Genomic DNA, 25,950 nt, shown 5'->3' with positions numbered 1-25,950 from the left:
GAGTATTCCTCGCTGTTTTTTGTAAAAGCAAAAGCCGGACGGCTCGACTCCAACCCATTTCGCAGACAGCACGATAGGTGGGGCGAGTGGTCGTCCCGGTTCCAAGTCGCGGGTTGTTATTAGTTCGGCGTTCGCATGCGGTTGGCGACCGAGCATGCGAAGAGGGGCGGCACTATACCTAGGTGCGCGCCAGCCGTCTGCAAGCAGCGCAACTGGGCGAGGAATGGTAGGCGGGCAAAGGGCTGAATCGGTTCACCCTTGTAGGCGCGAGCTTGCTCGCGAAAAACGCCCAGGCACCGCGTTTTTTCAGGACGCCGGCGTCATCGTTGGCGATCTTCGCGAGCAAGCTCGCGCCTACAAGGGGGCATCAGAAGTAGTAACCAATATTCACGTTGGTGCGGTAATACCACTCGTTGCTGCCCACCGAACGGGTGTTGGTAAAGCCGCTGCCATTCTCGGCACCGCCATAGGGGTTGGCGTTGCGCGCCCAGGTCAGGTCGACCCAGGCCATCACCGGCATCGCCAGGAACTGCGCGCCCACGGTAAACATCTGCGAATCATCCCAGGCGCTCTTGTCTTTCATCATCCGACTGTAATCGGTGTACAGCTTGACCTTCTTCAACTGCCCCAGGGTTGGGGTGTAGACGTCATAACCGAGGTTGACCGAGGCCAGGCTGGCCTTGGAGGCGATCAGGTACGCCGGGGTCAGGCCGTTGCCGCCCATCAGCACCGAATCCTTGCTGACGCCAGTGGGGTTTTCGGGATCGTATTCGTAGCGGATGGCCTGGGTGGTGACCGTCCACAGCCCCTTGTTGATGATGGCGTGTACGCCCGCGGCCCAGTAGTCGCCATCATCCTTGGTGGTGGCGTTGTACAACTGGGCGGTGGTCAGCGAGGCGCCGATCTCGGTCTTCCAGCCATCGCTGTTGAAGGTGCGCGCCACGCGGGCGTTGAGCTGGTTGCGTTTCTCGTTGTCCTGGCGCGACTGGGTAAAGGCAATCGCATTGTCTTTCAGGTCGGCGTAACGCCCGACTTCAGGCGAGTAGCGAATATCGCTGGGCAACATGCGCGGGAAGAAGCCCAGTTGCACATCCCAGTCCTGGTCCTTGTAGCTGTACTTGAGGCCGGTGCCGGCGCTCACCGCATAACCCATGAAAAACGGCAGGTGGTAACTCCAGCCAAATTGCGGATAGGGCTCCAGGCCGAACGGCTTGAACGGCGCCCCCAGTTGCAGATTGGAGTTGGCGTTGAGCCGATAACCGACAAACCCACGATCGATGGAGCGTTTGCCGTCGTCCTGGAACCAGTAGCCGATATCGCTATAGAGGCTCTTGTAGGTGGCCTGCACATCCAGACGGAACGTATCGAACAGAAACCGGCCATTGTTCTCGGTGGTATCCCAATGCTCGTCGCGATAGTTGGTACGCAGCGCACCGCCGATATCCAGGCTGCTGTCACCGCTATCGCTGCGCCAGGAAATATGCGGGAAAGGTTTTTTGGCCGCGTTGGCCCGCACCGGCTCAGAAGGAATGGGTTCTGCGGCGAAACTGCTGAAACTGGCAAACATCAATCCTGCACACAAGACACGCTTCATAGAGACCTCTCTACCGGGTGATCGGCAACACTCGTCCGCTTGCCTTTAAAGGCAACTAAGGAGGGAGCGGGTCTTACCGGGTTTAAGTGTTGGTTCTTATTGTTTTATCGGCGAAACGCCGTTTAATCAGTGAATGCACAGGAGTAGAGCAGGAAGTGTGCCAGGCGACTTGTTAGTTTGTATTTTTATAAAAATATTATTAAAAACAATTGTTTATATGGGAAACAAAGCTGTTTGTATAACCCATGAAACAACCCGCAAGTGCGGTAACAAAGTTGCCCGTGATAGGTGCATCTTTATTGCACGTTGCCAATCAAGCGGGCACTTGTGTGTTTTACGGATGAATAATAATTTGCCTATTCATTTGTTCGATAAACGGCTACCTGACATTTTGGCGAGGTGCTTTTCTGTGGCGAGGGGGCTTGTCCCCCGTTGGGCTGCGAAGCAGCCCTAAACCCAGTCACCTCGGTCTGTCTGACAGTGGGCAGTGAGTTGCATTGGGGCTGCTTCGCAGCCCAACGGGGGTGTAGAACCGTAGACATCCTTTACATCTGAAACCGGGGACATCGTTTACACATTTGAAGCTTGGATGCGGCTCTTGCCGCGTCCAAGTCTGCCTAAGGGATAGTCACATAGGTACAGATCCCAAACATCCTCTTCAGCCTCTTTAAGCCCTATCCGTTCTCCAGATAAAGCCTCGCTGACAAATATCAGCTTGTTCTTCCACAAGATAGAGCCGTCCTGTCTGACACTTCGAACCTGCATGTCTGCCGGATATTCCACGGCGGGTAAGCATCCGGGGTAAGGCCGAGTAGATGGCACATACAACTCTCCCGGACGTTTCATGCCGAGCGCTTCGTGTGGTCGTATATAATTGAATTCATTCCTGAAATGCTCCAGCAACAGCTGTTGCTCAAGCAAGTCGCGTCCTAAAGGCAACTCGAATTTCAAGCTGCGGTGCATTCGCTCGTGGCGACCGTTCTGCGCGGGTCTTCCAGGCATGATTCGCTCGGGGTAGATGCCCAGACGGATCCACCAAACCGCCAATGTAGACATTCTTGCCAGACCAGGAGAGGCAAATGGAACACCGTTGTCAGAACGAATGACTTGCGGCATGCCGTATTCCTGAAAAAAGCCTCTCAAATGCCTGTTTTACAGGCTGTGTCATGATCTTGGGGTGGGCCCTGCACGCCAGAATCAGGCGCGATGCGTGGTCAGTCACGGTCAAAGGAAAGCACATCTGCCCGTTAAGCATCTTGAACTGCCCTTTGTAGTCAGCACACCACGTCTTGTTGGGCTCGTTGGCTTCTCGCATTGGGGCGTGGGAAGTGCCGTGTCGACGCTTGAAGCGCCGTTTGCTGACCAATCCAAGCCGATCAAGCCATTGCCCTGCCGTGCTGGGGGCAGGCCAGGTGATGGTTGGATCCTCGATTCGCAATAGCTCGAGAAGCTTCTTCGGCCCCCATTTATCGTGGGCTTCCTTCATGGCCACCACGCGGGCCAAGATCTCATCGTCGGTTTTGTTTGGACTGTTATGAGGTCGTCGGGAGAGCTCGGACAACGACTTCAAATCGCCGTCATGCCGGGCAATCCATTTATCGACGGTAGGCCGACTCACATTGAATCGGTGTGCCAACTGGGTTTTCGTGTAGTTGCCAGAAAGCCAGTCAGCGACCAGTTTGATTCGTTGGTTCATGGGGGACTCTTGGTTCCAGGGCATGATCAGATACCTCCTGACCATGCGTATTAACCTGTAAACCATGTCCCCGGTTAGAAATGTAAACGATGTCCCCGGTTTGTACCGGGACAAGCCCCCTCGCCACAACAAGTCATCACAACGAGCCTGTAGGCTAGAGGTCGAGTACCAGACGTTGGCTCTTGCAGCCCGAAACACACACCATCATCGACTTGTTCGCCGCACGCTCAGCCTTGGTCAGCACCCCATCGCGATGGTCGATCTCACCTTCCACCACCCGCGTTTCACAGGAACCACACACCCCTTCACGGCAGCTGTGGTCAATGTCGCAGCCGGCTTCAAGCAGCACATCCAGCAAACTCAAGCCCGGCTCAACCGACAAGGTCTTGCCGGATTTTTTCAGCTCCACGCTGTAGCGGTTCTGGGCATCTGCGCTGGGCGGCAGTTCGGCGGCGGTGAACCGCTCGATGTGCGCATGGGGATAACCCAGGCGCTCACAGGTACCTTCGAAGGCATCCAGCATCGGCGTTGGGCCGCAGCAGTAGAAGTGCGTATCCGCAGGCTGGCCGGCGAGGTAGGTGGCGAGGTCCGGTGGCACGCCTTTTTCGTCGTTGAAGTGGTACACCACCCGCGCATCCAGACCGTTCAAGGCTTCCACCAACGCCGCTTCCTGGCGCGAGCGCGCGCAGTAGATCAGCTCGGCGGATTTTCCCTGGGCCAGCAGTTGGCGGAACATGCAGTAGATCGGCGTAATGCCGATGCCACCGGCCACCAGCACGCTGTGGCTGGCGCTCAGGTCCAGTTCGAAGTTGTTGCGCGGTGCCGAGATCGACAGCGGCATGCCGACCCGCAGTTGACTGTGCACATATTCCGAGCCGCCGCGGCTGTTGCGGTCACGCAGGATGCCCACGGTGTAGCGTCCCCGATCGCTGGGGGAGTTGAGCAGCGAATAACTGCGCACCAAGCCGTTGGCCAGGTGCAGGTCGATGTGCGAGCCGGCCTCGAACGGCGGGAACACGGTATCGCCCAACGGCCGCAGTTCCACGCTGATGATGCCTTCGGCTTCATAGCGCAGGGTGTGCACGCGGGCGTTGAGCAGGGAGGGCTTAGACATCATTCACCTCTGTGACGGTACGCAGGTCGATATCGAGCCGGGCGCTGGCCTCGATCTCGACCCGTAGTTCAGGAAACACCAGCGCGCTGACGGCCACCAGGGTCGACGTGGGAAACACTGCCTGGCCGGCGAAAAAATCCCGCCGGGCGCGGCCCACCTGGTCCTTGTCGGCGATATCGGTGAGGTACACCGTCAGCCGGTAGATATTGCCGATATGCCCGCCGGCCGCGGTCACCAGCGCCTGGATCTTGCCCAGCACCACCAGGGTCTGGGCGTAGCAATCCAGGGTCGCCTCGCGGCTGGCGGGGTGCGCGGTCATCCCCGACATCACCACCTCGCGGCCGATCAGCAGCGCATTCGACCAACTGGCCCCGGCGGGCGCCACCACGACCGGATTCATGGCAGTTGCTTCGCTTCAATCAGTTCGAGCTGGGCCTTGGCCGCGTTCTTCAGGTAACGGCGCATGCGCACCACACCCAGGTCGTGCTGGTAGAGGTTTTCGCGCTGGTTGGCGTCCGGTTCCATGAACTCCAGCAGCACCCGATCCTGCTCCAGCACTGCCCAGTGCCGCGCTTCCAGGCGGTTCTTGTAGAGGAAGCGCCAGGTGTCGCGCTGCCAGCCGGTCAGCGGCCGGCAACGCCAGTGGAACACCGCTGACAACGCGCGGCTGCTCGGCGTATAGCTGCCGATAATGGTGAAGTTGCCGCCCGGGCCGCCGGTTTTCGGGTAGGGGATTTCCAGGCGCAGCCAGTGGCAGCCGTTGTCCATGAACTCGGTCCAGTCGAAGTTCACCCCGCGCTGGCCTTCCTTCTCGAAAAAGAACCCGTTGTCGGTATCGCGGGTGACGAACTTGGCGGTGGCTTCGCCTTCGCTCATCGAGTGCGACATCTTGTGCAGGTAGGTGCCGTGCATCGGGTCCATGACGTTGTCGATCACGTAGCGATAGTCACCTTTCCACTCGGTGTAGCAGACGAAGCTGCTCCACTCGGGCGAGGTCAACTGCTCGGGCAGCACCAACTCCGGCGGCGTCTCCAGGTGCGGGTCGGCGGCGTTGAACAAAAAGATCGCCCCCGCCGCTTCGCGGGTATGGAACATGCGGGTCGGGCGGCTGCCTTCAAGTTTGCAGCCGGGGCTGCCGGGCACCTTGGTCACGGTGCCGTCACAGCGCACTTCGATGCCGTGATACGGGCATTGCAGGCGATCACCCAGGATCGGGCCCTGGGACAGCGGCGCACCGCGATGGGGGCAATGGTCTTCCAGGGCATGCACGCGGCCATCGTTATCGCGCCACAGGGCGATCTTGTAGCCGAGGCGGCGCACCGACACCGGCTTTTCGCCGAGCAGGTCCGAGGGTAATACCGGGAACCAGAGGTCTTTAAGGCCATTGGCCAGATGGTTTTCAACAGGGTCGACGGTCAATTGCATAGTCATTTTTTATTCCTTCTGCCGGGTCATTCGCCCAGCCGGGCCATCAGGGTTTGATAGGCATCTGCCGTCCACTCGCCGCTGGTCAGCGGGCAGGGCGGGCCGGCCAGGTTGAGGTGGGCGAGCAGCGCTGGCAGTTCGGTCACGCCGTTGCCGAAAGCACGCTCGATGGAGTCGCCCAGCAGTTCTTCAAACTGGGTATTGGGCCGTTTGCGCGCCTGATGGGGCTCGAGGAATCGTTCGGTAGTGCTCATGTCATTGACCTCCGTTGCGTACCCGTTCGCGGATCGTTTCGCGTACCGGGATAAAGTCGTATGTCGGGAAAACTTCAGTGCTGAACACGCCCCACGCCGAGCGTTCCAGCTCCACGTTGAGGGCGGGCAGCAGGCTCGGCGGCAAGCGCAGGGTGACGATCTGGCCCAGGCCCATGGCCACGGTCCAGCTCACCAGCTCCACGCCTTGGGGCGGAAAACGCTCCCACCATTCCTGCTGCTTCATATGGCGCTGAATGTCTTCGAGGTTCTTCGATTGGTCGTGCTTGAGCAGCACCGTCACCAGCAAGGTTTCGTTCATGTTCAGGCCGCGCTTTGTGTGGGCACGGTCCAGGCGTCGTAGCCATAGACCCAGTCGGCATTACCGCCGTCCTTGAGCCATTGGTTGCCGCGCGAGCCGATCTGGATCTGGCTGGTACGTTCCAGGCGCGCCTGCTGGTACGCCTGCAATGCCTGCGCGACCTGGGCCGGGCTGTGGAGGTCTTGCAGGTAGCGACCGAGTACCACCGCATCCTCGATGGCCTGGCCGGCACCCTGGGCCATGAACGGCATCATCGGGTGACAGGCATCGCCCAGCAGGGTGATCGCGCCCTTGGACCAGAACGGCAGCGGGTCACGCTCATACAACGCGGTCTTGAGTACATCGCTGCACGCATCCAGCAGCGCGCGGGCGTCGGGATGGAATGCCTGATAGTGGCTGCGCAGCTCGTCGGCATCGCCAGCGCTGGTCCACGACTCTTCGTGCCAGCTGTCCTGGGCGGTGGTGGCGAAGATAAAAATGTCTTTACCTTGGTTGAGCGGGAACGTGACGATCTGGCTCTGCGGGTTGGGGCCCCACCACTTGGTGAACGCCTGGATATTCGGCACATGGGCCACCAACTCGGCCGGCACTACGGCGCGGTACGCCACCACCCCGGTAAAGCGCGGATGCTCTTCGCCGAACAGCGCGTTGCGCACCACCGAATGAATGCCATCGGCGCCGATCAGCACATCACAGCGGTGCTGACTGCCATCCTTGAAATGCAAGTAGATGCCGTCGTCAGTCTGCTCGACCCGTTCGGCGCGCTTGGCAAACTGCACCTGCTCCAGCGGGAACACCTCGGCCAGGGCCGCCAGCAGATCGGCGCGGTGGATGGTCAATTGCGGGGCGCCGTATTTCTGCTCGGCGGCGTCGGACATTTCCAGGCGCGACGTCTCTTCGCCGCTGTCCCACGTCCGGCTGATACGGTGGGTCGGCCGCGCAGCCGGGATGCGCACGGCGGCGCCTACGCCCAGGCCATCCAGCGCACGTACCGCGTTGGGGGTGAGGTTGATATCGGCACCGACCCGCAAAAAGGCTTTGGACTGTTCGAACACGGTGACCTGGTGACCGGCGCGATGCAGGGCGATGGCGGCGGTCAGGCCGCCGATACCGGCACCGGCGATAGCAATATTCAGGGAAGGCATGGGCGACTCCTGCTCAGGATTTGGGTTTGTCGGTGAGGAACTTGCCTTGCGGCGCCTCGACGTGTTGCTGGCGTCGGGTATTGCCGTCGATGCCACCGGCAATCGCCCATTCGGCGAACACCGTGGGCCCCGGCTCAAAGGTGCGCGGCTGCCATTCGCCGGTCAGTTGGTCTTCGTCGGCGTAGTACTCCACCAGCGCGCCGGCGGGGTTCTTGAAGTACCAGAAGAACGCCGAAGACACCGGGTGGCGCCCCGGGCCGATTTCGGTCGGCCAGCCGCTGCGCGACACATGCATGCCACCGCCAAACACCTCGTGTACGTCGCGCACGGTAAAGGCCACATGGTTCAGTCCGGCCCGTGGCGCCGGCAGTTGCAGCATGAACAGGTCGTGATGGCCGCCTTCTTCGGCGGTGCGCAAGAACGCCCCGCGATCCGGGTAGCGGTCCGAGGCCTGGAAGCCGAAACGCTCGTGGTAGAAGGCTTCGCAGGCGTTCACATCCTTGACGAAAAACACCACATGGCCGACTTCAATCGGCGTGGCGCGCTCGTAGATCGGCGCGGCCTTGTTGATCCGGCCCTTGGTCTGCCAGGTGTTGTGGCCGCTGCACTCGATCTGCAGCTCGCGCTTGCGCGTCACTTGCAGGCGGATCGCCAGGCCGTTGGGGTCGGTGCAGCCGATGCGCCCGTTACCTTCGATAAAATCCGGATCGTTGGCGATGCGTTCGGCGTACAGCGCAAGGTCCGCTGCGTCGGCCACGCCCCATACCACTTCGCGCACAGTGGAGCCGGCTTCGATGGCGGGCGGCAGGCCCGGTTTGTTCAGGTCGGCGAGTACTACGCGGCAGCCGTTGAGGGTCTCGAAGATCACCTCATCGGGTTGCGCGCTGACCTGGGTCAGGCCCCAGTCGCTGAAAAAACGCACGCAGGTGTCGAGGTCCTCGACGCCATAGGTGACTTCATCAATACCTAAAACGCTCATCACGCTACCTCATGTGGCACACCGGCCCAGGCCAGTGGCTGCTCGTTCATGCCCCAGTAGAGGCTCTTCTGTTCCATGTATTGCAGGATCCCCAAGCGGCCTTTTTCGCGGCCCAGGCCACTGTCGCGCCAACCGCCGAACGGCGTGGAGATCGAGAACTGCTTGTAGGTGTTGATCCATACCGTGCCGGCCTGCAAGCGCCGGCCCAGGGCCCAGGCGCGCTTGTAGTCACGGCTCCAGATGCCGGCGGCGAGGGCGTACAGGCTGTCGTTGGCCTGCTCCAGCAGTTGCTCTTCATCGTCGAACGGCATGGCCACCAGCACCGGGCCGAAGATTTCTTCCTGGCACACCTGTTGTTGGTTATGCAGGCCTTCGAGGATGGTTGGCGGGTAGAAGTAACCCTGGTCATACAGGCCACCGCTGGGGCGCTGCCCGCCCAGGCGCAGGCGCCCACCTTCGGCCAGGCCGAGGGCGACATAACGCTCTACCGATTCACGATGGCTGGCGCTGATCAGGGGGCCCATCTGCGTGTTTTCGTCGGCCGGGTCGCCCATGCGCAGGTTGGCGGCGGCGGCCACCAGGCGCTGCATAAAGGGTTCGTACAGGGGGCGCGCAACAAACAGCCGCGAGCCAGCGATACACGCCTCGCCCGAGGAGCTGAAAATGCCGTACAGCACACCGGCCACTGCGTGGTCGAGGTCGGCGTCATCCAGGACGATGGTTGGCGACTTGCCGCCCAACTCCAAAGACACCGGCATCATCTTGTCGGCGGCGATATGGGCGATGTGCTTGCCGGTGCGGGTGCCGCCGGTGAACGACACGCGCTTGACCAGTGGGTGGCGGGTCAGCGCATCACCGAGCAATGAACCTTTGCCCGGCAGCACGCTGATCAGGCCCTTGGGCAGGCCGGCCTCTTCACACAGGCGCGCCAGACGCAGGGCCAGTAGCGGGGTGATTTCTGCCGGCTTGATTACCACCGCATTGCCCGCCGCCAGGGCCGGGGCGACCTTTTGTGCCTCGCTGGCAATCGGCGAGTTCCATGGGGTGATCGCGGCGACCACGCCCATCGGCTCGTACACGCTCATGCTGACGAAATCACCGCGTGACGGGGTGATGGTTTCTTCCAGGGTTTCGCAGGCGGCGGCGAAGAACTGGAAGGTGCCGGCAGCACTCGCTACCAGCGCCCGGGTTTCATTGATCGGCTTGCCGTTGTCCTGGCGTTGCAACTGCGCCAGCTCTTCACTGTGCAGGCGGATCAACTCGGCGATGCGGTACAGCACGCCGGCCCGTTCGTGAGGTTTGCGCTGGGCCCAGCCGCTGTGCAGGAACGCCTGGTGCGCGCCCTGGATGGCGTCTTCCACATCCTGCAGATCGGCGGCATTGAGCCAGGCCACGGCTTCGCCGGTGGCCGGGTAGTGGCTGGCATAGCGCTCGCCACGGCCCTGGCGCCAGTGGCCGGCGATGCAGATCGGTAATGTCTGTTCGAGGGTCATCGACGGGCTCCTAAATTGAGATGGCATGGGCGTGGTTGCCCAAGGCGCGGACCACGCTGTACACGGTCAGCGCCGAGGTCTTGGGGTTGGCCAGCAGCGGCTTGCCGCGCAGGCTCAACTCGAAACGGCCAAAGGCGCCACGGGCTTCGAAGTGGTGGACGTTTTCGTCGCTGTGGGGGTCGGCGATCAACGTCACATGGGTGCGATCCAGGCCAAGCCCGGCCAGGGACAGGGTGGCGGCGACGTTGGCGTTTTTCGGGTACAGCCGCGCCGCTTCGCGGGCGCTGCCCTGGAAGATCACCGTGGCTTCGCTGATGGAATCCAGATCGCAGGCCTGCTCGCCGGGGGTGTTCTTCCAGGCGCGGGCCGGCTTGCGCCCGGTGTAGTTGACCGAATCCAGGCCGCCGACCTTGGCCGCCGACAACGCATCAATGCCGCCAATCGCGCCGGGCAGCAGTTCGATGCGGGTCTTGCCCCGTTCGGCGGCGGCCTCCAGGCGTTCCACCAGGCCCACTTCGGACAAGGCGCCGACCGAGACAATCAGGCAGGCAATGCCGCGCTCCAGGGCCGGCAGCACATGTTCCTCGATGGCCCGGTGGCCGGCGCACTCCACCAGCAAATCCGGGCGGGCGTCGGCGGGCAAGGCCGTGAGCACCTGCGGCGGCTGTTTGAAACTGGCCAGGCGCTGGCGCACCAGGGCTTCGGAGCCCCGGGACGCGATGACGTAATCCACGCACAGCTGCGGATCGTTCTCCAGCAGCTCCAGCACGCCGACGCCAATGGCGCCGCAGCCGATCATGGTGATATGCAACATGCGACGATCCTCAGGCGGTGGCCTTCTGGGCTTTGGTTTCGCTGTTGGGCGGGCCGGCGAACTGGGTGGCGAAGTTGCCCACGCTGAGCATGTCCACTTCCAGCAGGAACGGGCCGGGCTGGCTCAGGGCGCTGTCGACCACCTTGCCGAAGTCCTTGAGGTCGGTGACCAGGCCATGGCGCAGGCCCATGGATTCGGCGAGCTTGTTGTAGTCCGGGGTGTGCAGGTCGACATAGCAATGCCGGCTGCCGTAGACCGCGTCCTGAATATTGCGGATCACCCCGTAGCGCTGGTCGTTCATCAGCAGAATCACCAGGTTGGCGCGCTCCTGCACCAGGGTCGCCAGCTCACCGAGGTTGAGGATGAACCCGCCGTCGCCCGCCAAGGCAAACACCTTGCGCTCGGGCGCGGTTTCCGCCGCTGCCACGGCCGCACCGATGCCCATCGCCAGGCCCTGGCCGATACCGCCGCCGAGGGCGTGCACCCCGGCGCGCGGGTGGTACAGGTTGAGCAGGCGATTGCCCCAGATGCTGTTGGACAGGGTCACATCGCGCACCCAGGAGAAGTTACGCCCGGTGCTGGCCTGCAATTGCTCGACCATCGCCGAGTACGGCCCCAGGTCTGCTACCAGTTGGCTGCGCGATTGCTCGCGCACGGCCTTGAGTTCGCTGAGAAACTGCGGGTCGGTGTGCAGGCGGCCTTCCAGACGATCAGCCAAGCCGGCCAGGGCCAGGGCTGCATCGCCGCAGATAAACAGCTCGCTGGCATAGCTGCGGCCTTCGATGGCCGGGTTGGCGTCGATGCGCAACGTGTTCTGCGGCAGCTTGAGCGCGTACTTGAAGGTCTCATTGCTGCGCAGGCGCGACCCGGCGATCAGCAATGCGTCGCAGGTTTGCAGGAACTGCTCGACCCGCTTGTTTTGCGAAAAGGCCCCCAGGCAACGCTCGTCGTCTTCATTGACCACGCCACGGCCCTGGGTCGAAGTGATCACCCCTACACCCATCGCCAGCAGGCGCTTGACCTGCGGCCCGGCATGCCGTGCGCCGCCACCGAGCCAGAGCATCGGGCGCTTGGCGCTGGCCAGGCGTGCGGCCACCAGGTCGAGGGCTTCCGGCGGCGGCACGGCGACCGGGATCGGCAGCGGCGACAGGTCGGTGGGCATCGGGATAAAGGTCGACTGGATGTCGATCGGGATCTCGACGCTGACCGGGCCGGTGGGCGCGGTGAGGGCGGTCTGCACCGCGAGCTTCAGGGTGCTGATGGCGGTCTCGACGCTGCGCACGCGAAAGGCGGCCTTGGACACGGCCTTGAGCATGTTCAACTGGTCGCGGGCTTCGTGGATATAGGCCAGTTCCTGGTCCAGGTACGGCGTCTCGATCTGCCCGGTAATGTGCAGCAGCGGCGTGCCGGCGGTCTGTGCTTCAACCATGGCGCCAGCGGCATTGCCGGCGGCGGTGCCGGTGGACGTCAGGCACACGCCCAGGCCACCGGTGGTGCGGGCATAGGCATCGGCCATGTTGGCGGCGCCGGCTTCACCCCGGGCCATGACAAAGCGGATATTGCCGCGCACGGCAAAGGCATCGAGGATCGGCATGTTGTGGATCGAGATCACGCCAAACGCGGCCTTGACGTCGCATTGTTCGAGGAAGGCGGTGATGGCAGCGCCCACGGTGACAGTGTTTTCATTACGCATGGCGGGACAGGCCTCCGGATACATCGATATGGCTGCCTGTGGTGTAAGCCGACAGAGGCGAGGCCAGAAACAGGATCGCGCGGGCCGCTTCAAGCGGCAGGCCCAGGCGCCCCAGGGGAATATGTTTTTGTTGGGCCAGGCGGGCGGTCCATTGCGCCCAGTCGAGGTCGCGTTCTTCGCGGGCTTCGAAGCGGCGGCGCCATTGCCCGGATTCCACCAGGCCAATCAGGATGCCGTTGACGCGGATGCCCTGGGGGGCGAATTCGGTAGCCATCGAGCGCACCAGGTTCTTGATCCCGGCGCGGGCGGCCGAGGTGGCGACCATGTGCGGCTCCGGCTGGCTGGCCAGCAGCGAGTTGACGCAGACAATGGCGGCATCGGCCTGGCTTTGCAGTTGCGCCTTGAAGGCGCGCACCGGGTTGATCACCGAAAAAAACTTCAGGTGCAGCTCTTCGGTCCAGGCGCTGTCGGTGGTGTCGGCAAAGGTCGACACCCGGCCTTGCCCGGCGTTGTTGATCAGCACGCTGGCGTCGCCCAGCGTGGCCCGGCTGATGCTGGCAAAGGCGTTGACCGCTTCGCCATCGAGTACATCGCAAACCTGGGCCAGTAATCGTGCCCGGGGGAAGCGTTGGCGCAGGTCGGCTTCGGCACGGCCCAGGCGATCGGCGTCGCGCCCGCAGAAGGCCACGGCGGCGCCGGCCTCCAGCAGCAATTCGACGCACGCCAGGCCAATGCCCGAAGAACCACCGGTGACAATCGCGGTGCGGCCCTGCAATGGATAAAGGCTCATCTCAATCTCTCATCAAGGCAGTGACGCGGGGCTGGCCGCTGTGGGCGCCGCCGTTGTAGTTGAGCAGGCGCGACAACTCGTCGGCGCTGCGCCGGACCTGGGTCAACAGCTCTTCAAAATTCACATGACCGATTTGCGTGGTGGGGATGGTCACGCCAAGGGCCGCAACGATGTCGCCGCTCTGGTCGCGTACGGGCGCGGCGACTGTGGAAATCGCCGATTCAAAGAACCCTTCGCCGCTGACAAAGCCGCGCTGGCGGTCGGCCTGGAGCAAGTCGAACAGCTCCATCACGGTTTTGGGCGTGCAGTGAGAGTGCTGTTCCAGATGCTCCTCGGGGTACAGCTCGCGCAGTTCGGCCAGGGACAGGTCTTCGAGAAGGATGCGCCCCAGCACCGTGGCATGGGCCGGCAACCGGGTGCCGACGTTGACCGCGTTGGAGAACACCGAAGGCGGCGAGACCTTGGCCACGTACACGATGGAACGTCCGTCGCGCACTACCAGGTTGCTGGGGTAGTTCACCCGGTCGCACAACCGCGCCAACAGTGGCTGCCCCAGCTCGGTCAGCTCCAGCGACGCGAGGTACTCGAAGCCCAGGCGCAGCACCGACATGCCCAGGCGGTATTCGTTGCCGCTGCGGGTGACGAAGCCCATGGTTTCCAGGGTGGTCAGCAGGCGGAAGATGGTCGAGCGCGGCAGCGCCAGGCGCCGTGCCAGCTCTGGTGCCGTCAGGGTGCGGTTGCGCCGGCTGAACTCGCAGAGCAGCAGCAAGCCGCGCTCCAGGCCCGGCACGATGTATTTGTCCTGGGCATCCTTCAGCAGATCTGAGTCATTCATAAGGTTCTACCTGTCAGGGATTGTTTGAGGGCGTAGGCCAGGCGACCGGCAACCACCAGCGGTTGTTCGATGGGGCTGGCATGGCCTGCGTCGGCGATCAGGTTGAAGCTGGCACCCAGGGCCTTGGCCACGCCCAGGCAGGTGTCGGGGGTGGTGATGGCGTCGGCTTCGCCGCAGTGCACGTCGCAGGGCATCGCCGGTTGGCCGTGGCGCAGCAGGTCGTCGCCGCACAGCAATTCGATGGCCTGGCGATAACCCAGCGGGTTCAGGCGCGCCATGTTCCAGTGGACCCAGGCCAATGCTTCGGGCTGGGCACGGGGCGACAGCATGTGCGCGCTGCGTTGTGCGGCCAGCCCGGCGATGCCCAGGCGTTGCAGGTTGTCCAGGCGTTGCTGGCGTACTTGCTGGCGCTGGGCGCTACGTTCGGGCGCGCCATAGCCGCGGGCGGGGCTGATCAGCACCAGGCGGCTCACGCGTTTGGCCTGGGCACTGCGGGCCAATGCCAGGGCGGTCAGCGCGCCCAGGGAATGGCCGACCAGCACGCACTCATCCACCTGCAGCGCGTCGAGCATCTGCACCAGGCGCGCGGCGTATTGCTCGGCCTTGGGTACTTGCGACTCCAGGGGGCTGGAGTCGCCATAGCCGGGTGCGTCCCAGGCGATGACCCGCGCCTGGGCCGCCAGATGCTGTGCCACCTGCAGCCAGGACGCCGCGCCGGAACCGATGCCGTGCAGCAACACCACCGCAGGCCCCGTGCCGCATTCGCGCAGGGCCTGTTGGCCACCTGCTGAGGCGACCCGTTGCTGGGGGAAATCGCGCAGCAGTTGGGCTTGCAGATTGGCCGTCGGCGCGGCTTGAGTGAGTCCTGGCAACATGGGCTTACCCGCGCTTGATCGAGGCCAGAGGGTGCTCTGGCGGATAGGTCGGGGTGATCGGCTTTTTCGCGCCGAGCATCACGCACATCAGCGCGTCTTCGTCGCCGATGTTGATCTCTTCGCGGTACACGCCAGGCGGCACGGAAATCACGTCGCGGTCGGTGAGGATGGTTTCGAAGCGCTCGCCGTCCTTTTCCAGCACCACTTTGAGTTTGCCGCGCAGTACGAAGAACACTTCTTCGACGTCAATGTGCAGGTGCGGCGGGCCCTCGTGGCCGGCCGGGATGACCATGGTGGAAAAGGTGAAGTGCTCCGACGGGATGGTGTTCATGTCGGTGCTGATACCGGTACCGCCGGTGCCGATGTAGCGCATTTGCGCACGGCGGAACTTGGGGTCGTAGTCGGCCTGGAACTTCAGTGCATCCCAGTCGTACTTGCGCGTTTCGTAGCGGGCGATGCGCGTGTTCATCCAGCTTTCCAGGCTGGCGCCGGCAGGGCGGTCCCAGCTTTTGGGGGTGTCGTTTTGGGCAGATAGATCAGTCATGACAGTCTCCAGATCAAGGCATGACGAACCCGCCGTTGACCGGCAGGGTTTGTCCAGTGATAAAGCGGGCAAGGTCGGACAGCGCGAACAGCACGGCGCCGCTGACGTCTTCGGGCAATTGCGGGCGTTGCAGGGCCCGTTGGTCGTTGTACAAACGGTGGCGCGCTTCGGGCACGTAGGCGGTGGCCTCCACCAGCACCAGGCCGGGGGCGATGGCGTTGACGGTGATGTTGTCGCTGCCCAGCTCCCGCGCCAGGCTGCGGGTCATGGCGATGATTGCGCCTTTGCTGGCGACATACGCCAACAGGTTCGGCGCGCCCCACAGCGGGGTGTCCGAGGCCAGGTTGACGATGGCGCCCTGACCGCTGTCGCGCAGGGCTGGCAGGCAGGCGATGGTCATCAGCCAGGTGCCGCGCACGTTGACTTGCATCACCTGGTCCCAGGTGTCGATGCTCAGCTCCTCGCAGCTCTTGCCGCCGGAGTTAGTGATCGAGGCGTTGTTGACCAGGCCGTCGAGGCCGCCGAGCAGGCTGATCGTCGCGTCGACACAGGCCTGGATCGATGGGGGTTGCGCCAGGTCCACCGTCACGGCCTGTACGTCCAGGCCCAGCGCCCGTAATTCACAGGCGGCCTGCTGCACCCGTTCGTGCAGCACATCGGCGATCACCACCCGGGCGCCGGCCTGGCCGATGGCCTGGGCAAAGGCATAGCCCAGGCCACGGGCACCACCGGTGACCAGCACGCGGCGGCCTGCAAGCAAAAGGTCATGGCCGCTCATCATTGAGTGCTCAACATGGCTTTGGGCATGTAGTGCAGGACGCGTTTTTCCGCCCACACCACCGCGCCGTAGGCGATCACCCCAATCAGGGTCAACGCGACAATGGCGACGAACACCCCGGCGGTGTTGCCCTGGCCCTCGGCGTCCACCAGCAAGAAGCCCAGGCCCTGGTTGCCGCCCACCAATTCACCGACGGTGACGCCAATCACCGCCAGGGTCGAGGCGATACGCAGGCCGGAAAACAGCGCGGCCATGGCCGACGGGAACTCCACCAGGCGGAAGATCTGCCAGCGGCTGGCGTTCATGGTGCGCACCAGGTTGATCATGTCCGGGTCGACGGTGCGGATCGCCGAGAGCACGTTGATCATCACCGGGAAAAACACAATCAGGATCGCGATCAGGATCTTCGGGTAGATGGTGTAGCCCAGCCACATCACGAACAGCGGTGCGAAGGCGACTTTGGGGGCGATCTGCAACGCCAGGATGTACGGCGACAACATGGCTTCGGCCGCCGGCGACAGGCCCAGTGATACGCCGATCATCACCCCCAGCAGGGCGCCGAGGGCGAAGCCGACGACGATCTCCAGGGCGGTGATCAGGGTGTGTTGCAGCAGGCCGCCGGTCTGCCACATCACCAGGCTTTCCTGGGCCACGCGGCTGAGTTTGGGCATGACGAACTCGGGCATGCCGAGCAGGCCGGGGCCCCATTGCCACAGCACCAGGAACAGGATCAGCAGCGCGACGCTACCGAGCACGGAGTTGTTGTTTTTCATCGTGTGCGTACCTCAATGTCCCGGTGCTTCACTGTGCGGCGACCGGGCTGTCGACGAATTGGTTGGTGAACAGATCCTCAAGCGGGGTCGCCTGGGTGACGATGCCTTCGCTGACATAGAACTGGCGCACCTTGTCCAGATGCTCCGGATCGATGTGCCCGAGCACGGCCTGCTTGGCGTAGACGTGTTCGACGTAGAGCTTGAAGATCTTCTCCAGCGAGTCTTCCTTGCCGGCGTAGGCCGGTACCGCCTTGGCGAAGGTCACGGCGGCGGCGCGCGGGTCCTGGATGATGTCGCGCATGCCTTGCAGGGTGCCCTGGACCACGCCGCGCACAATCTGTGGCTGGTTCTTGATCGCGTCGTCCGAGGCGAGAATCGCCTGGGCCATGCTTTCGAAGATCTGGTCCTGGGGGATCAGCTTGATCTGCACCCCGGCTTCCTGGGCATTGATCACCCAGTCCGGCACGCCCGCCATGGCCTGGGCCTTGTTGGCGGAGAACAACTGCCAGACTCCGGCGGGGCCGGCGGCCTGGATGTCCACGTCGTTCTTGCCCAGCCCGGCTTTGCGCAGCGAGGCGAGCAGGGCGTAGTAAGTGGTGTCGGAGTACGACATCACCGTCATGGTCTTGCCCTTGAGGTCGCTGATGCTGTTGATGTTGTCCTTGGCGTTGGTGGCAATCATCGTCACCCCGCCGTCGCCCAGCACCGCCACGGCGCGCACCGGGATGCCATTGGCCCGCACCACAATCGGCGTGTCACCGATGGCCCCGCCGATCAGCGCGTTACCGGCGCCGATCTGTTTGGCCACGTCCACGCCACCTTTGGCGGCGATAAAGGTCAGGTCCAGGTTCTGGGCCGTGTAGTAGCCCTTTTCCTTGGCGATGATCCACGGTGCGAACGCAGGCGAGTTGGGCGGCGCCGGCAGCAGGTAAGTGACCTTGGTCGGCTGTGCCTGGGCGGCGCAGGCGATACCGAGGCCCAGGCTGAGGGCGCAAAGACGTTGAAACAGAGACTTGAGCATGGGGACTCCTGAATCGGTTGGGGGCCGCGAGGGCGGTGATCAGTGCAGTTCGGTGTCGGCGCCGACCTGGAGCAACTCCATCAGGCGGCCTACCAGCGGGCCGATTTCCGGCAGCTTGCGGCGCTCCAGGGGGTTGTCGCGAAACGGCAGGTCGATGCTGATTTCTTCGATGATCGTGCCGGGGCGGGCGCTCATGACCAGCAAGCGGTCGGACATGGCGATGCCTTCGATCAGGTCATGGGTGATGAACAGGGCGGTCTTCTTTTCGTCGAACAGCATCCGTGCCATGTCCTGTTGCAGGATCATCTTGGTCTGGGCATCGAGGGCCGAGAACGGCTCGTCGAGGAACAGCACCTGTGGGTCGATGGCCAGGGTGCGGGCCAGGGCGGCGCGCTGGCGCATGCCGCCGGAGAGCTGGAACGGGTAGTGATCGGCGTAACCGTTGAGGTGGCAGCGCTCGAGCAGATCCATGGCCACCTTCTGCCGGGTGGCGGCGGGCACGCCCTGGATCTCCAGGCCCAGCTCAACGTTGCGACGGATGCTGCGCCAAGGCATCAGCAAATCCTTTTGCAGCATGAACGCGACCTGCGGCACGGGCCCGGTGACTGGCTCGCCACCGACGAACACTTCACCTTCGCTGGGCCGGTATAGGCCCGAGCCCATATTCAAAATGGTGCTCTTGCCACAACCGGATGGGCCGATGATCGACACCACTTCACCCCGGCGAATCTTGAAGTTCACCTCGCGAATGGCGAAGGGCGCGTCCGCTTTACCCTTGGCCGGGAAACATTTACCGACATTGCGAAATTCAATTTCTGTCGGCTCCAGCTCTTCCTTGAGAGCGGGGTTATTCCATTGGGGCGTCACGGCGTACATCTCTTTCACAGCCATCAGGTAGGTTCTCTGGTCTGTTTTATAGGTGATACGCCGTTTAGTGCATGAACAATGCCAGGGGTTTATTTCCTACAGGTTTTTAGTAAATGTCCTTTGATATCAGGTGTTTGGATATAAATAGTTGAAGGCTTAATGTTTCATATATGAAACGTTGGTTCTTATATGGCACGAAATTGCACACTGCCCGGGCATGTTTTGGGAAGTTGCGAGAACTCGGTGCTTTTTCAGGTAACGCGGGGAAGTTACGAAGGGGCTTATTTGTTTTATATATAAAACGCAGTTGTGCGTTTCTATATAGGTATTTGTAGGAGCGAGCTTGCTCGCGAAGAACGTTAACGAAAACGCGGGCTTGCTGGATGAGCGCGGCGGTCTCGGGTTTTTCGTCGGAGCGCCGCCCGGAGTTCAAGCTCGCTCCTACAGGGGGCAGGCGTTAAAAAAAGGCAAAAAAAAGGGCCTGAAGAGCAAGTCTTCAAGCCCTCAAAAGGGTGAGAGGTGTCTAGTCCCTCAACCTGGTGAGCGGTGCTACATGCGTTCAGGCCTTCAAAGGCACCAGACGCGGGGCAATCATGTTTTCCGGGCGCAGGATGTCGTCGAGCATGGCGTCGTCGAGCAAGCCTTCTTCGCGCACCAGTTCCAGCACGCCGCGGCCGCTTTCAAGGGCGATACGTGCGATGCGGGTGGCGTTTTCATAGCCGATGTACGGGTTCAGCGCGGTGACCAGGCCGATGGAGTGCTCCACCAGTTCGCGGCAGCGTGCTTCGTTGGCGGTGATGCCGACGATGCAGTGTTCGCGCAGCATGTCCATGGCGCGTTGCAGCAGGCGGATCGAGTCGAAGATCTTGAAAGCGATCAACGGCTCCATCACGTTCAGCTGCAGTTGGCCGCCTTCGGCCGCCATGGTCAGGGCCAGGTCGTTACCGATGACCTGGAACGCTACCTGGTTCACGGCTTCCGGGATCACCGGGTTGACCTTGCCGGGCATGATCGAGCTGCCTGGCTGACGCGCAGGCAGGTTGATCTCGTTGATCCCGGTACGTGGGCCGCTGGACAGCAGGCGCAGGTCGTTGCAGATCTTCGACAGCTTCACCGCCGTACGCTTGAGCATGCCGGAGAACAGCACGAAAGCGCCCATGTCGGAGGTGGCTTCGATCAGGTCGGCCGCCGGTACCAGCGGCTGGCCGCTGATGGTGGCCAGGCGTTGTACAGCCAGGGCCTGGTAGCGCGGGTCGGCGTTGATGCCGGTACCGATGGCGGTGCCGCCCAGGTTGACTTCGGTCAGCAGCTCCGGAGCCAGGGTTTTCAGGCGTGCCAGGTCTTCACCCAGGGTGGTGGCGAAGGCGCGGAATTCCTGGCCGAGGGTCATCGGCACGGCGTCTTGCAGTTGGGTGCGGCCCATTTTCAGGACGTGGCCGAACTCGACACCTTTGGCGGCGAACGCCTGGATCAGGCTGTCGAGGCTGGCCAGCAGCGCGTCATGGCCCAACAGCAGACCCAGGCGGATCGCGGTCGGGTAGGCGTCGTTGGTCGACTGCGCCATGTTCACGTCGTTGTTGGGGTGCAGGTATTGGTATTCGCCCTTGTTGTGGCCCATGGCCTCCAACGCGATGTTGGCGATGACTTCGTTGGCATTCATGTTGGTTGAAGTGCCAGCGCCGCCTTGAATCATGTCCACCACGAACTCTTCGTGGAAGTCACCGCGGATCAGGCGGGCGCAGGCTTCGCTGATGGCGGCGTGCTTGGCTTCGCTGAGCTGGCCCAACTCGCGGTTGGCATCAGCGGCGGCTTGCTTGACCATTGCCAGACCGACCACCAATTTCGGGTAATGCGAAATCGGAACGCCGGAGAGACGGAAGTTATTCACGGCTCGCAGGGTCTGGATGCCGTAATACGCTTGGGCAGGTACTTCGAGTACGCCAAGCAGGTCTTTTTCTGTGCGGAATGATGCAGCGGAGGACATGACGGAAATCATCTCGATATGGACCCGGGCTAGGCCGGAACGCTGTGAATGCTAGGCTTGTGGAAGTTTTTGGGCCAATGCTATTAAGCACTGGCCTATGCACAAACGGCATAATGTAGGTGTGACCCGGTTATCATGGCGGGCGTGTGTGCCAAAATGGTGCGTGCCCTGGAGAATCAGATGAACCTTGAAAGCAAATGGCTGGAAGACTTTAGCGCCCTGGCGGCCACGCGCAGTTTTTCCCAGGCGGCGGAACGGCGTTTTGTCACCCAGCCGGCCTTCAGTCGACGTATCCGCAGCCTTGAAGCCGCTTTGGGGCTGACATTGGTCAACCGCTCGCGCACGCCCGTGGAGTTGACGGCGGCAGGGCAGTTGTTTCTGGTGACGGCGCGCACGGTGGTCGAGCAATTGGGTGAAGTGCTTCGCCATCTGCATCATTTGGAAGGTGGCCAGGGCGAAGTCATGCAGGTCGCGGCGGCGCACTCCCTGGCGTTGGGCTTTTTCCCACGCTGGATCGCACAATTGCGCAATGAGGGACTGAACATCGCCACGCGACTGGTGGCCACCAACGTCGGCGATGCCGTACACGCTTTGCGTGAGGGGGGCTGCGACCTGATGCTGGCGTTCTACGACCCGGATGCCGCGATGCAGATGGACCCGGACATTTTCCCGTCGCTGCACCTGGGCAACACCGAAATGCTTCCGGTGTGCGCCGCCGATGCCGATGGCAAACCCTTGTTCGACCTGGAGGGCGAGGGCAGCGTGCCGCTTCTGGCCTACAGCGCGGGGGCGTTCCTTGGGCGTTCGGTCAATCTGCTATTGCGCCAGCGTGCCCTGCGCTTCACCACGATTTACGAAACCGCGATGGCCGACAGCCTCAAAAGCATGGCCCTGGAAGGGTTGGGGATTGCCTGGGTGCCGCAGTTGAGTGTGCGCGCCGAATTGGCCAGGGGTGAACTGGTGGTGTGTGGCGGGGCGCAGTGGCATGTGCCACTGGAGATCCGGTTGTATCGCTGTGCGTTGGTGCGTAAGGCGAACGTGCGCTTGTTGTGGCGCAAGTTGGAAGGCGGCGCGGCGCAGTCCCCGGCGGCTGAGCGCGGTTAAATGTGGGAGCTGGCTTGCCTGCGATAGCGGTGTATCAGCTGACATTTCAGGCACTGACCCTCCGCCATCGCAGGCAAGCCAGCTCCCACAGTATTTTGTGGGGTTTTCGCTGACCTGGAAGTCAATAAAACCGCCTGGTTGAGGTGTAAGACAGATGGTCACCCAAGGGGCTGTTTATCTACGTTATTACGGTATACTGCGCGGCCTTCGGCCGGTCCAACCGGCCTTAATTCGTACAACAAGCCACGCCGGATTTCCCGCGTGGCTTGTTGTTTTTTGACGCGCCTGCGGGCGCCCAGAGAGAAGAGGCACGACGATGAGTGCATTGGTTGGCGTGATCATGGGCTCCAAGTCCGATTGGTCCACCCTTAGCCACACCGCCGATATGCTGGAAAAACTCGGCATTGCGTTTGAAGTGAAGGTGGTTTCGGCCCACCGCACGCCGGACTTGCTGTTCCAGTATGCCGATGAAGCAGAATCCCGTGGCATCGAGGTGATTATCGCCGGTGCCGGTGGCGCAGCCCACCTGCCGGGCATGTGTGCGGCCAAGACCCACTTGCCGGTACTCGGCGTGCCGGTGCAGTCGTCGATGCTCTCTGGCGTGGATTCGCTGCTGTCCATCGTGCAGATGCCTGCCGGGATTCCGGTGGCGACTCTGGCGATCGGCAAGGCTGGCGCGATCAACGCCGCGTTGCTGGCCGCCAGTATTCTGGGCGCCAAGCATCCACAGTTCCACGCGGCCCTGAAGAAATTCCGCGCCGAGCAGACTGACAGCGTCCTGGACAATCCAGACCCACGCATCGCCTGAGGTTGTTGATTGATGAAAATCGGTGTAATCGGTGGCGGCCAACTGGGTCGCATGCTGGCCTTGGCGGGTACTCCGCTGGGGATGAACTTCGCGTTTCTTGATCCGGCGCCGGACGCCTGTGCGGCGGCCCTGGGTGAACACCTGCGGGCTGACTACAGCGACCCGGACCACTTGCGCCAACTGGCCGATGAAGTCGACCTGGTGACCTTCGAGTTCGAAAGCGTGCCGGCTGAGACCGTGGCGTTCCTGTCGCAATTCGTGCCGGTGTACCCGAGCGCCGAAGCGCTGCGCATCGCCCGCGACCGCTGGTTCGAAAAGAGCATGTTCAAGGACCTGGGCATTCCGACCCCGGCGTTCGCCGATATCCAGTCCCAGGCAGACCTGGACGCCGCCGTCGCCAGCATCGGCCTGCCGGCAGTGCTGAAAACCCGCACCCTGGGTTATGACGGCAAGGGCCAGAAAGTGCTGCGTACCGAAGCCGATGTGGTCGGTACGTTCGCCGAGCTGGGCAGCGTCGCCTGCCTGTTGGAAGGCTTCGTGCCGTTCACCGGTGAAGTCTCGCTGGTGGCCGTACGTGCCCGTGATGGCGAAACCCGCTTCTATCCGTTGGTGCACAACACCCACGACAGCGGCATCCTCAAGCTGTCCGTGGCCAGCACCGATCACCCGTTGCAGGCCTTGGCCGAAGACTATTCCAGCCGAGTGCTCAAGCAACTGGATTATGTCGGCGTGATGGCATTCGAGTTCTTTGAAGTCGACGGTGGCCTCAAGGCCAACGAAATCGCCCCGCGCGTGCACAACTCCGGGCACTGGACCACCGAAGGCGCCGAGTGCAGCCAGTTCGAAAACCACCTGCGGGCGGTAGCGGGCTTGCCACTGGGTTCCACGGCCAAGGTCGGCGAGAGCGCGATGCTCAACTTCATTGGCGTGGTGCCGCCGGTGGAACAGGTCATTGCGATTGATGACTGCCATCTGCATCACTATGGCAAGGCCTTCAAGGCCGGGCGCAAAGTCGGTCACGCCAACTTGCGTTGCAAGGACCGCGCGACACTCGACGCGCAGATTGCCAAAGTGCAGGCGCTGATCGCAGCGCAATAACCCACGGGCTGGCGGGAACCATTGGTGACCGCCATCCTCTGATTGCAGGATGCCAAAGTCTGACTAGGCTTCAGCTAACTTTCATTCAGAGGGAAATGCCATGGGTATCATTGGGACCATCTTTATCGGTTTGATCGTCGGCCTGCTGGCGCGTTTCCTGAAACCAGGCGACGACAGCATGGGCTGGATCATGACCATCCTGCTGGGTATCGCCGGCTCCCTGGCGGCGACCTATGGCGGCCAGGCGCTGGGTATCTACCAGGCAGGCCAGGGCGCGGGTTTCATTGGCGCGTTGGTCGGTGCCATTGTGTTGCTGGTGATCTACGGTCTGCTGAAAAAGAAATGATTTAGCGACAAGCCCTCTGCGCTGCGCAGGCGCAGAGGGCTAGAATGCCGGCACTGTATTTATTTGCCGAGCCCCTTCATGCGCCGCCTCCTGTTGATTGTCCTTTTGCTGGGTTCAAGTCTGGCCCACGCCGCTGAGCTGCCGGAAACCGATTGGCTGGAACTGATGCCCAAGTCGGATCAGAAGGCCCTCGAACAAATGCCGGATATCGACCACAACTCCCCTGAAGCCCTGGGCACCTTTACCGAAAAAGGTGGCTTGAAGCAGAGCAAGGGCTTGCCGGCCGTGATGTATTCGACCAAGACCGTGGCCGCCATGAATGGCAAACACATCCGCCTGGGTGGCTACCCGGTGCCATTGGAAACCGACGCCAAGGGTCGCAGCACCCTGTTTTTCCTGGTGCCTTACCCGGGGGCCTGCATTCACGTGCCGCCGCCACCGCCAAACCAGTTGGTGTTGGTGCGTTATCCCAAGGGCTTGAAGCTCGATGATATCTACACACCGCTGTGGGTCACCGGCACGTTGAAGGTGGAGACGGTCAACAACGACCTGGCGGATGCGGCGTATGCGCTGGATGCGGGGGTGGTGCGGGTGGTGAAGGAGTCGGATCTGTAACCAGCGCCACAAAACCCCTTGTGGGAGCGGGCGTGCTCCCACATTTCGATTGGGTTACAGGGGCAGGCTGGTGATGCTCACGCCCATGGTGTGGCTCGCACCCGGTGCCAGCATCACCACATCGTCCAGCACATTGGCCGTCTCGATGCACAGCATGCCCTGCCAGCCGTCGTCGGCCATATCATCGAAAGCCTTGGCCCGCTCGGTCCATGGGTTCCAGATCACGGTCGATTTTGACCCCTCGCTGGTGAGCTGGATCTGACGCTGCCAGTCTTTATCGATAATGTTCAGCTGTGCAGGCGTATCGAGGTAGATACGGTCGGTCTCGGCGCGAAAGTGCAGCGGCCCAGCCTGTTGCCTGGTCACCCAGCCGTCGGCGGTATCGATATAGTCCAGCCCATCCAGGCCTTCGACCTGCACCTTGCGCACGTCGCTGACGGCGAAGTAGCTGTGCAGCGCCTGGCTGATGGTCACAGTGTCGGTGCCGCGGTTGTGGCTGGTCAGGTGGATATGCAACTGGTCGTCGAGCAGCAGGCTCATTTTCAGATCGACCTGATGCGGCCAGCCAGGGAAGCCGCCAGCCGGCGCAATGAGTGCCAGCTCAACCCGATTGTCTTCGACGCCGACCAGGGTCCAGTTAGCCGTTCGCGCAAAACCATGGGCGCCGGCCGGCTGATCGCTCTGGCGCATCGCCTTGACACTTTGTGGATTGCGCTCGAACACACCAAACCACGGCCAGCACACCGGCACGCCCGTACGGATGCCTTTGCCTTGCTTGAAGACCGCCTTGTCGTTGGGCCAGATCACCGGTTTTGCAGCGGCCGGCTGGTAACTGAAGACGTGCGCGCCCTGTTGGGCCACCAGCACTTCGGCGCCGTTGTGGCGGATGCGCCAGCAGTCCAGCTCATCCATTTTCACGGTTTCAAGGTGGGGCGTAGGCATACAAGGCTCTCTTAATGACAGGCAATGGGCAATGGACCGCCAAA

26 protein-coding genes and 1 pseudogene are annotated in these 25,950 nt (G+C 62.3%); 5 read left to right on the top strand and 22 right to left on the bottom strand.

The genetic code is table 11. The annotated features are described in order from the left end of the window. Nucleotides 1–367 precede the first annotated feature (367 nt). The 21 genes and pseudogenes from JTY93_RS27050 to aspA all read right to left on the bottom strand — a co-directional run bounded on the left by JTY93_RS27050 (nt 368) and on the right by aspA (nt 20,993). The gene (locus JTY93_RS27050) at nt 368–1,594 is read right to left on the bottom strand and encodes a hypothetical protein (RefSeq protein ID WP_205476379.1); all 1,227 of its coding nucleotides are present in this window, start codon (nt 1,592–1,594) and stop codon (nt 368–370) included. 570 nt (nt 1,595–2,164) lie between these two features. Further along, nucleotides 2,165–3,314: pseudogene (locus JTY93_RS30205) on the bottom strand (integrase core domain-containing protein). Between the two features lie 130 nt (nt 3,315–3,444). After that, on the bottom strand, nt 3,445–4,404 hold the full coding sequence (locus JTY93_RS27040) for a PDR/VanB family oxidoreductase (RefSeq protein WP_205478170.1): 960 nt from the start codon (nt 4,402–4,404) through the stop codon (nt 3,445–3,447). Next, nucleotides 4,397–4,804 carry a Rid family hydrolase gene (locus tag JTY93_RS27035; protein ID WP_205478171.1) on the bottom strand — a complete coding sequence of 136 codons (408 nt, stop codon included), beginning with the start codon at nt 4,802–4,804 and terminating at the stop codon, nt 4,397–4,399. Before JTY93_RS27035 ends, JTY93_RS27040 begins: the two co-directional genes overlap by 8 nt. Then, nucleotides 4,801–5,835, bottom strand: coding sequence for a Rieske 2Fe-2S domain-containing protein (locus JTY93_RS27030; protein WP_205478172.1), 1,035 nt, complete (start codon nt 5,833–5,835; stop codon nt 4,801–4,803). The genes JTY93_RS27035 and JTY93_RS27030 overlap by 4 nt, the downstream gene beginning before the upstream one ends. Before the next feature lie 20 nt (nt 5,836–5,855). Next, the gene (locus JTY93_RS27025) at nt 5,856–6,083 is read right to left on the bottom strand and encodes a recombinase-like helix-turn-helix domain-containing protein (protein ID WP_034116488.1); all 228 of its coding nucleotides are present in this window, start codon (nt 6,081–6,083) and stop codon (nt 5,856–5,858) included. Nucleotide 6,084: 1 nt separating this feature from the next. Then, nucleotides 6,085–6,402, bottom strand: a complete 318-nt coding sequence (locus JTY93_RS27020) for a hypothetical protein (protein ID WP_029289988.1) — start codon at nt 6,400–6,402, stop codon at nt 6,085–6,087. A 2-nt stretch (nt 6,403–6,404) separates the two neighbouring features. Further along, nucleotides 6,405–7,547, bottom strand: coding sequence for an FAD-dependent monooxygenase (locus JTY93_RS27015; RefSeq protein WP_205478173.1), 1,143 nt, complete (start codon nt 7,545–7,547; stop codon nt 6,405–6,407). A gap of 13 nt (nt 7,548–7,560) precedes the next feature. Next, nucleotides 7,561–8,526 carry a VOC family protein gene (locus JTY93_RS27010; RefSeq protein WP_205478174.1) on the bottom strand — a complete coding sequence of 322 codons (966 nt, stop codon included), beginning with the start codon at nt 8,524–8,526 and terminating at the stop codon, nt 7,561–7,563. Beyond that, entirely contained in the window at nt 8,526–10,019 is a 1,494-nt protein-coding gene (locus tag JTY93_RS27005; protein WP_205478175.1) for an aldehyde dehydrogenase, read from the bottom strand. The genes JTY93_RS27010 and JTY93_RS27005 overlap by 1 nt, the downstream gene beginning before the upstream one ends. Nucleotides 10,020–10,029: 10 nt before the next feature. Continuing rightward, nucleotides 10,030–10,833: an aspartate dehydrogenase gene (locus JTY93_RS27000; protein ID WP_205478176.1), complete on the bottom strand. Its 804-nt coding sequence runs from the start codon at nt 10,831–10,833 to the stop codon at nt 10,030–10,032. Between the two features lie 10 nt (nt 10,834–10,843). After that, complete coding sequence (locus JTY93_RS26995) at nt 10,844–12,526, bottom strand: thiamine pyrophosphate-binding protein (RefSeq protein ID WP_205478177.1); 1,683 nt, start codon at nt 12,524–12,526, stop codon at nt 10,844–10,846. Beyond that, entirely contained in the window at nt 12,519–13,316 is a 798-nt protein-coding gene (locus JTY93_RS26990; RefSeq protein ID WP_205478178.1) for an SDR family oxidoreductase, read from the bottom strand. Before JTY93_RS26990 ends, JTY93_RS26995 begins: the two co-directional genes overlap by 8 nt. A 1-nt stretch (nt 13,317) precedes the next feature. Further along, entirely contained in the window at nt 13,318–14,151 is an 834-nt protein-coding gene (locus tag JTY93_RS26985; RefSeq protein WP_029289973.1) for an IclR family transcriptional regulator, read from the bottom strand. Next, a complete protein-coding gene (locus JTY93_RS26980; RefSeq protein ID WP_205478179.1) occupies nt 14,148–15,026 on the bottom strand; it encodes an alpha/beta fold hydrolase in 879 nt (292 codons plus the stop codon). The genes JTY93_RS26985 and JTY93_RS26980 overlap by 4 nt, the downstream gene beginning before the upstream one ends. 4 nt (nt 15,027–15,030) lie before the next feature. Continuing rightward, nucleotides 15,031–15,570, bottom strand: a complete 540-nt coding sequence (locus tag JTY93_RS26975; RefSeq protein WP_014720525.1) for a cupin domain-containing protein — start codon at nt 15,568–15,570, stop codon at nt 15,031–15,033. 13 nt (nt 15,571–15,583) lie between these two features. Continuing rightward, nucleotides 15,584–16,348 carry an SDR family oxidoreductase gene (locus JTY93_RS26970; protein ID WP_375373161.1) on the bottom strand — a complete coding sequence of 255 codons (765 nt, stop codon included), beginning with the start codon at nt 16,346–16,348 and terminating at the stop codon, nt 15,584–15,586. Beyond that, entirely contained in the window at nt 16,348–17,121 is a 774-nt protein-coding gene (locus JTY93_RS26965) for an ABC transporter permease (RefSeq protein WP_029289965.1), read from the bottom strand. The genes JTY93_RS26970 and JTY93_RS26965 overlap by 1 nt, the downstream gene beginning before the upstream one ends. Nucleotides 17,122–17,149: 28 nt before the next feature. Beyond that, nucleotides 17,150–18,142 carry an ABC transporter substrate-binding protein gene (locus JTY93_RS26960; RefSeq protein WP_205478181.1) on the bottom strand — a complete coding sequence of 331 codons (993 nt, stop codon included), beginning with the start codon at nt 18,140–18,142 and terminating at the stop codon, nt 17,150–17,152. A 39-nt stretch (nt 18,143–18,181) separates the two neighbouring features. Beyond that, a complete protein-coding gene (locus JTY93_RS26955) occupies nt 18,182–19,018 on the bottom strand; it encodes an ABC transporter ATP-binding protein (RefSeq protein WP_240344484.1) in 837 nt (278 codons plus the stop codon). Nucleotides 19,019–19,568: 550 nt separating this feature from the next. After that, on the bottom strand, nt 19,569–20,993 hold the full coding sequence (gene aspA / locus JTY93_RS26950) for an aspartate ammonia-lyase (RefSeq protein ID WP_038444539.1): 1,425 nt from the start codon (nt 20,991–20,993) through the stop codon (nt 19,569–19,571). Between the two features lie 180 nt (nt 20,994–21,173). Between aspA and JTY93_RS26945 the strand changes: the two genes are divergently transcribed. From JTY93_RS26945 to JTY93_RS26925, 5 genes are all read left to right on the top strand, one after another. Beyond that, complete coding sequence (locus JTY93_RS26945) at nt 21,174–22,097, top strand: LysR substrate-binding domain-containing protein (RefSeq protein WP_029289957.1); 924 nt, start codon at nt 21,174–21,176, stop codon at nt 22,095–22,097. Nucleotides 22,098–22,413: 316 nt separating this feature from the next. Next, nucleotides 22,414–22,905, top strand: coding sequence for a 5-(carboxyamino)imidazole ribonucleotide mutase (gene purE, locus JTY93_RS26940; RefSeq protein WP_029289954.1), 492 nt, complete (start codon nt 22,414–22,416; stop codon nt 22,903–22,905). Nucleotides 22,906–22,917: 12 nt separating this feature from the next. After that, a complete protein-coding gene (locus tag JTY93_RS26935; protein ID WP_057444228.1) occupies nt 22,918–24,003 on the top strand; it encodes a 5-(carboxyamino)imidazole ribonucleotide synthase in 1,086 nt (361 codons plus the stop codon). Nucleotides 24,004–24,103: 100 nt separating this feature from the next. Beyond that, the gene (locus tag JTY93_RS26930) at nt 24,104–24,349 is read left to right on the top strand and encodes a GlsB/YeaQ/YmgE family stress response membrane protein (RefSeq protein WP_029289950.1); all 246 of its coding nucleotides are present in this window, start codon (nt 24,104–24,106) and stop codon (nt 24,347–24,349) included. Between the two features lie 78 nt (nt 24,350–24,427). Beyond that, nucleotides 24,428–24,964 (top strand): DUF3299 domain-containing protein, encoded by a 537-nt coding sequence (locus JTY93_RS26925; RefSeq protein WP_169990934.1) that lies wholly within the window; start codon nt 24,428–24,430, stop codon nt 24,962–24,964. Between the two features lie 54 nt (nt 24,965–25,018). Here the strand turns inward: JTY93_RS26925 and JTY93_RS26920 are convergent, their stop codons facing one another. Then, nucleotides 25,019–25,906 carry a D-hexose-6-phosphate mutarotase gene (locus tag JTY93_RS26920; RefSeq protein ID WP_205478183.1) on the bottom strand — a complete coding sequence of 296 codons (888 nt, stop codon included), beginning with the start codon at nt 25,904–25,906 and terminating at the stop codon, nt 25,019–25,021. Nucleotides 25,907–25,950: the final 44 nt, after the last annotated feature.

This window comes from Pseudomonas hygromyciniae (assembly GCF_016925675.1).
Lineage (GTDB): Bacteria > Pseudomonadota > Gammaproteobacteria > Pseudomonadales > Pseudomonadaceae > Aquipseudomonas > Aquipseudomonas hygromyciniae.
This window is presented reverse-complemented; position numbering and strand designations above follow the sequence as displayed.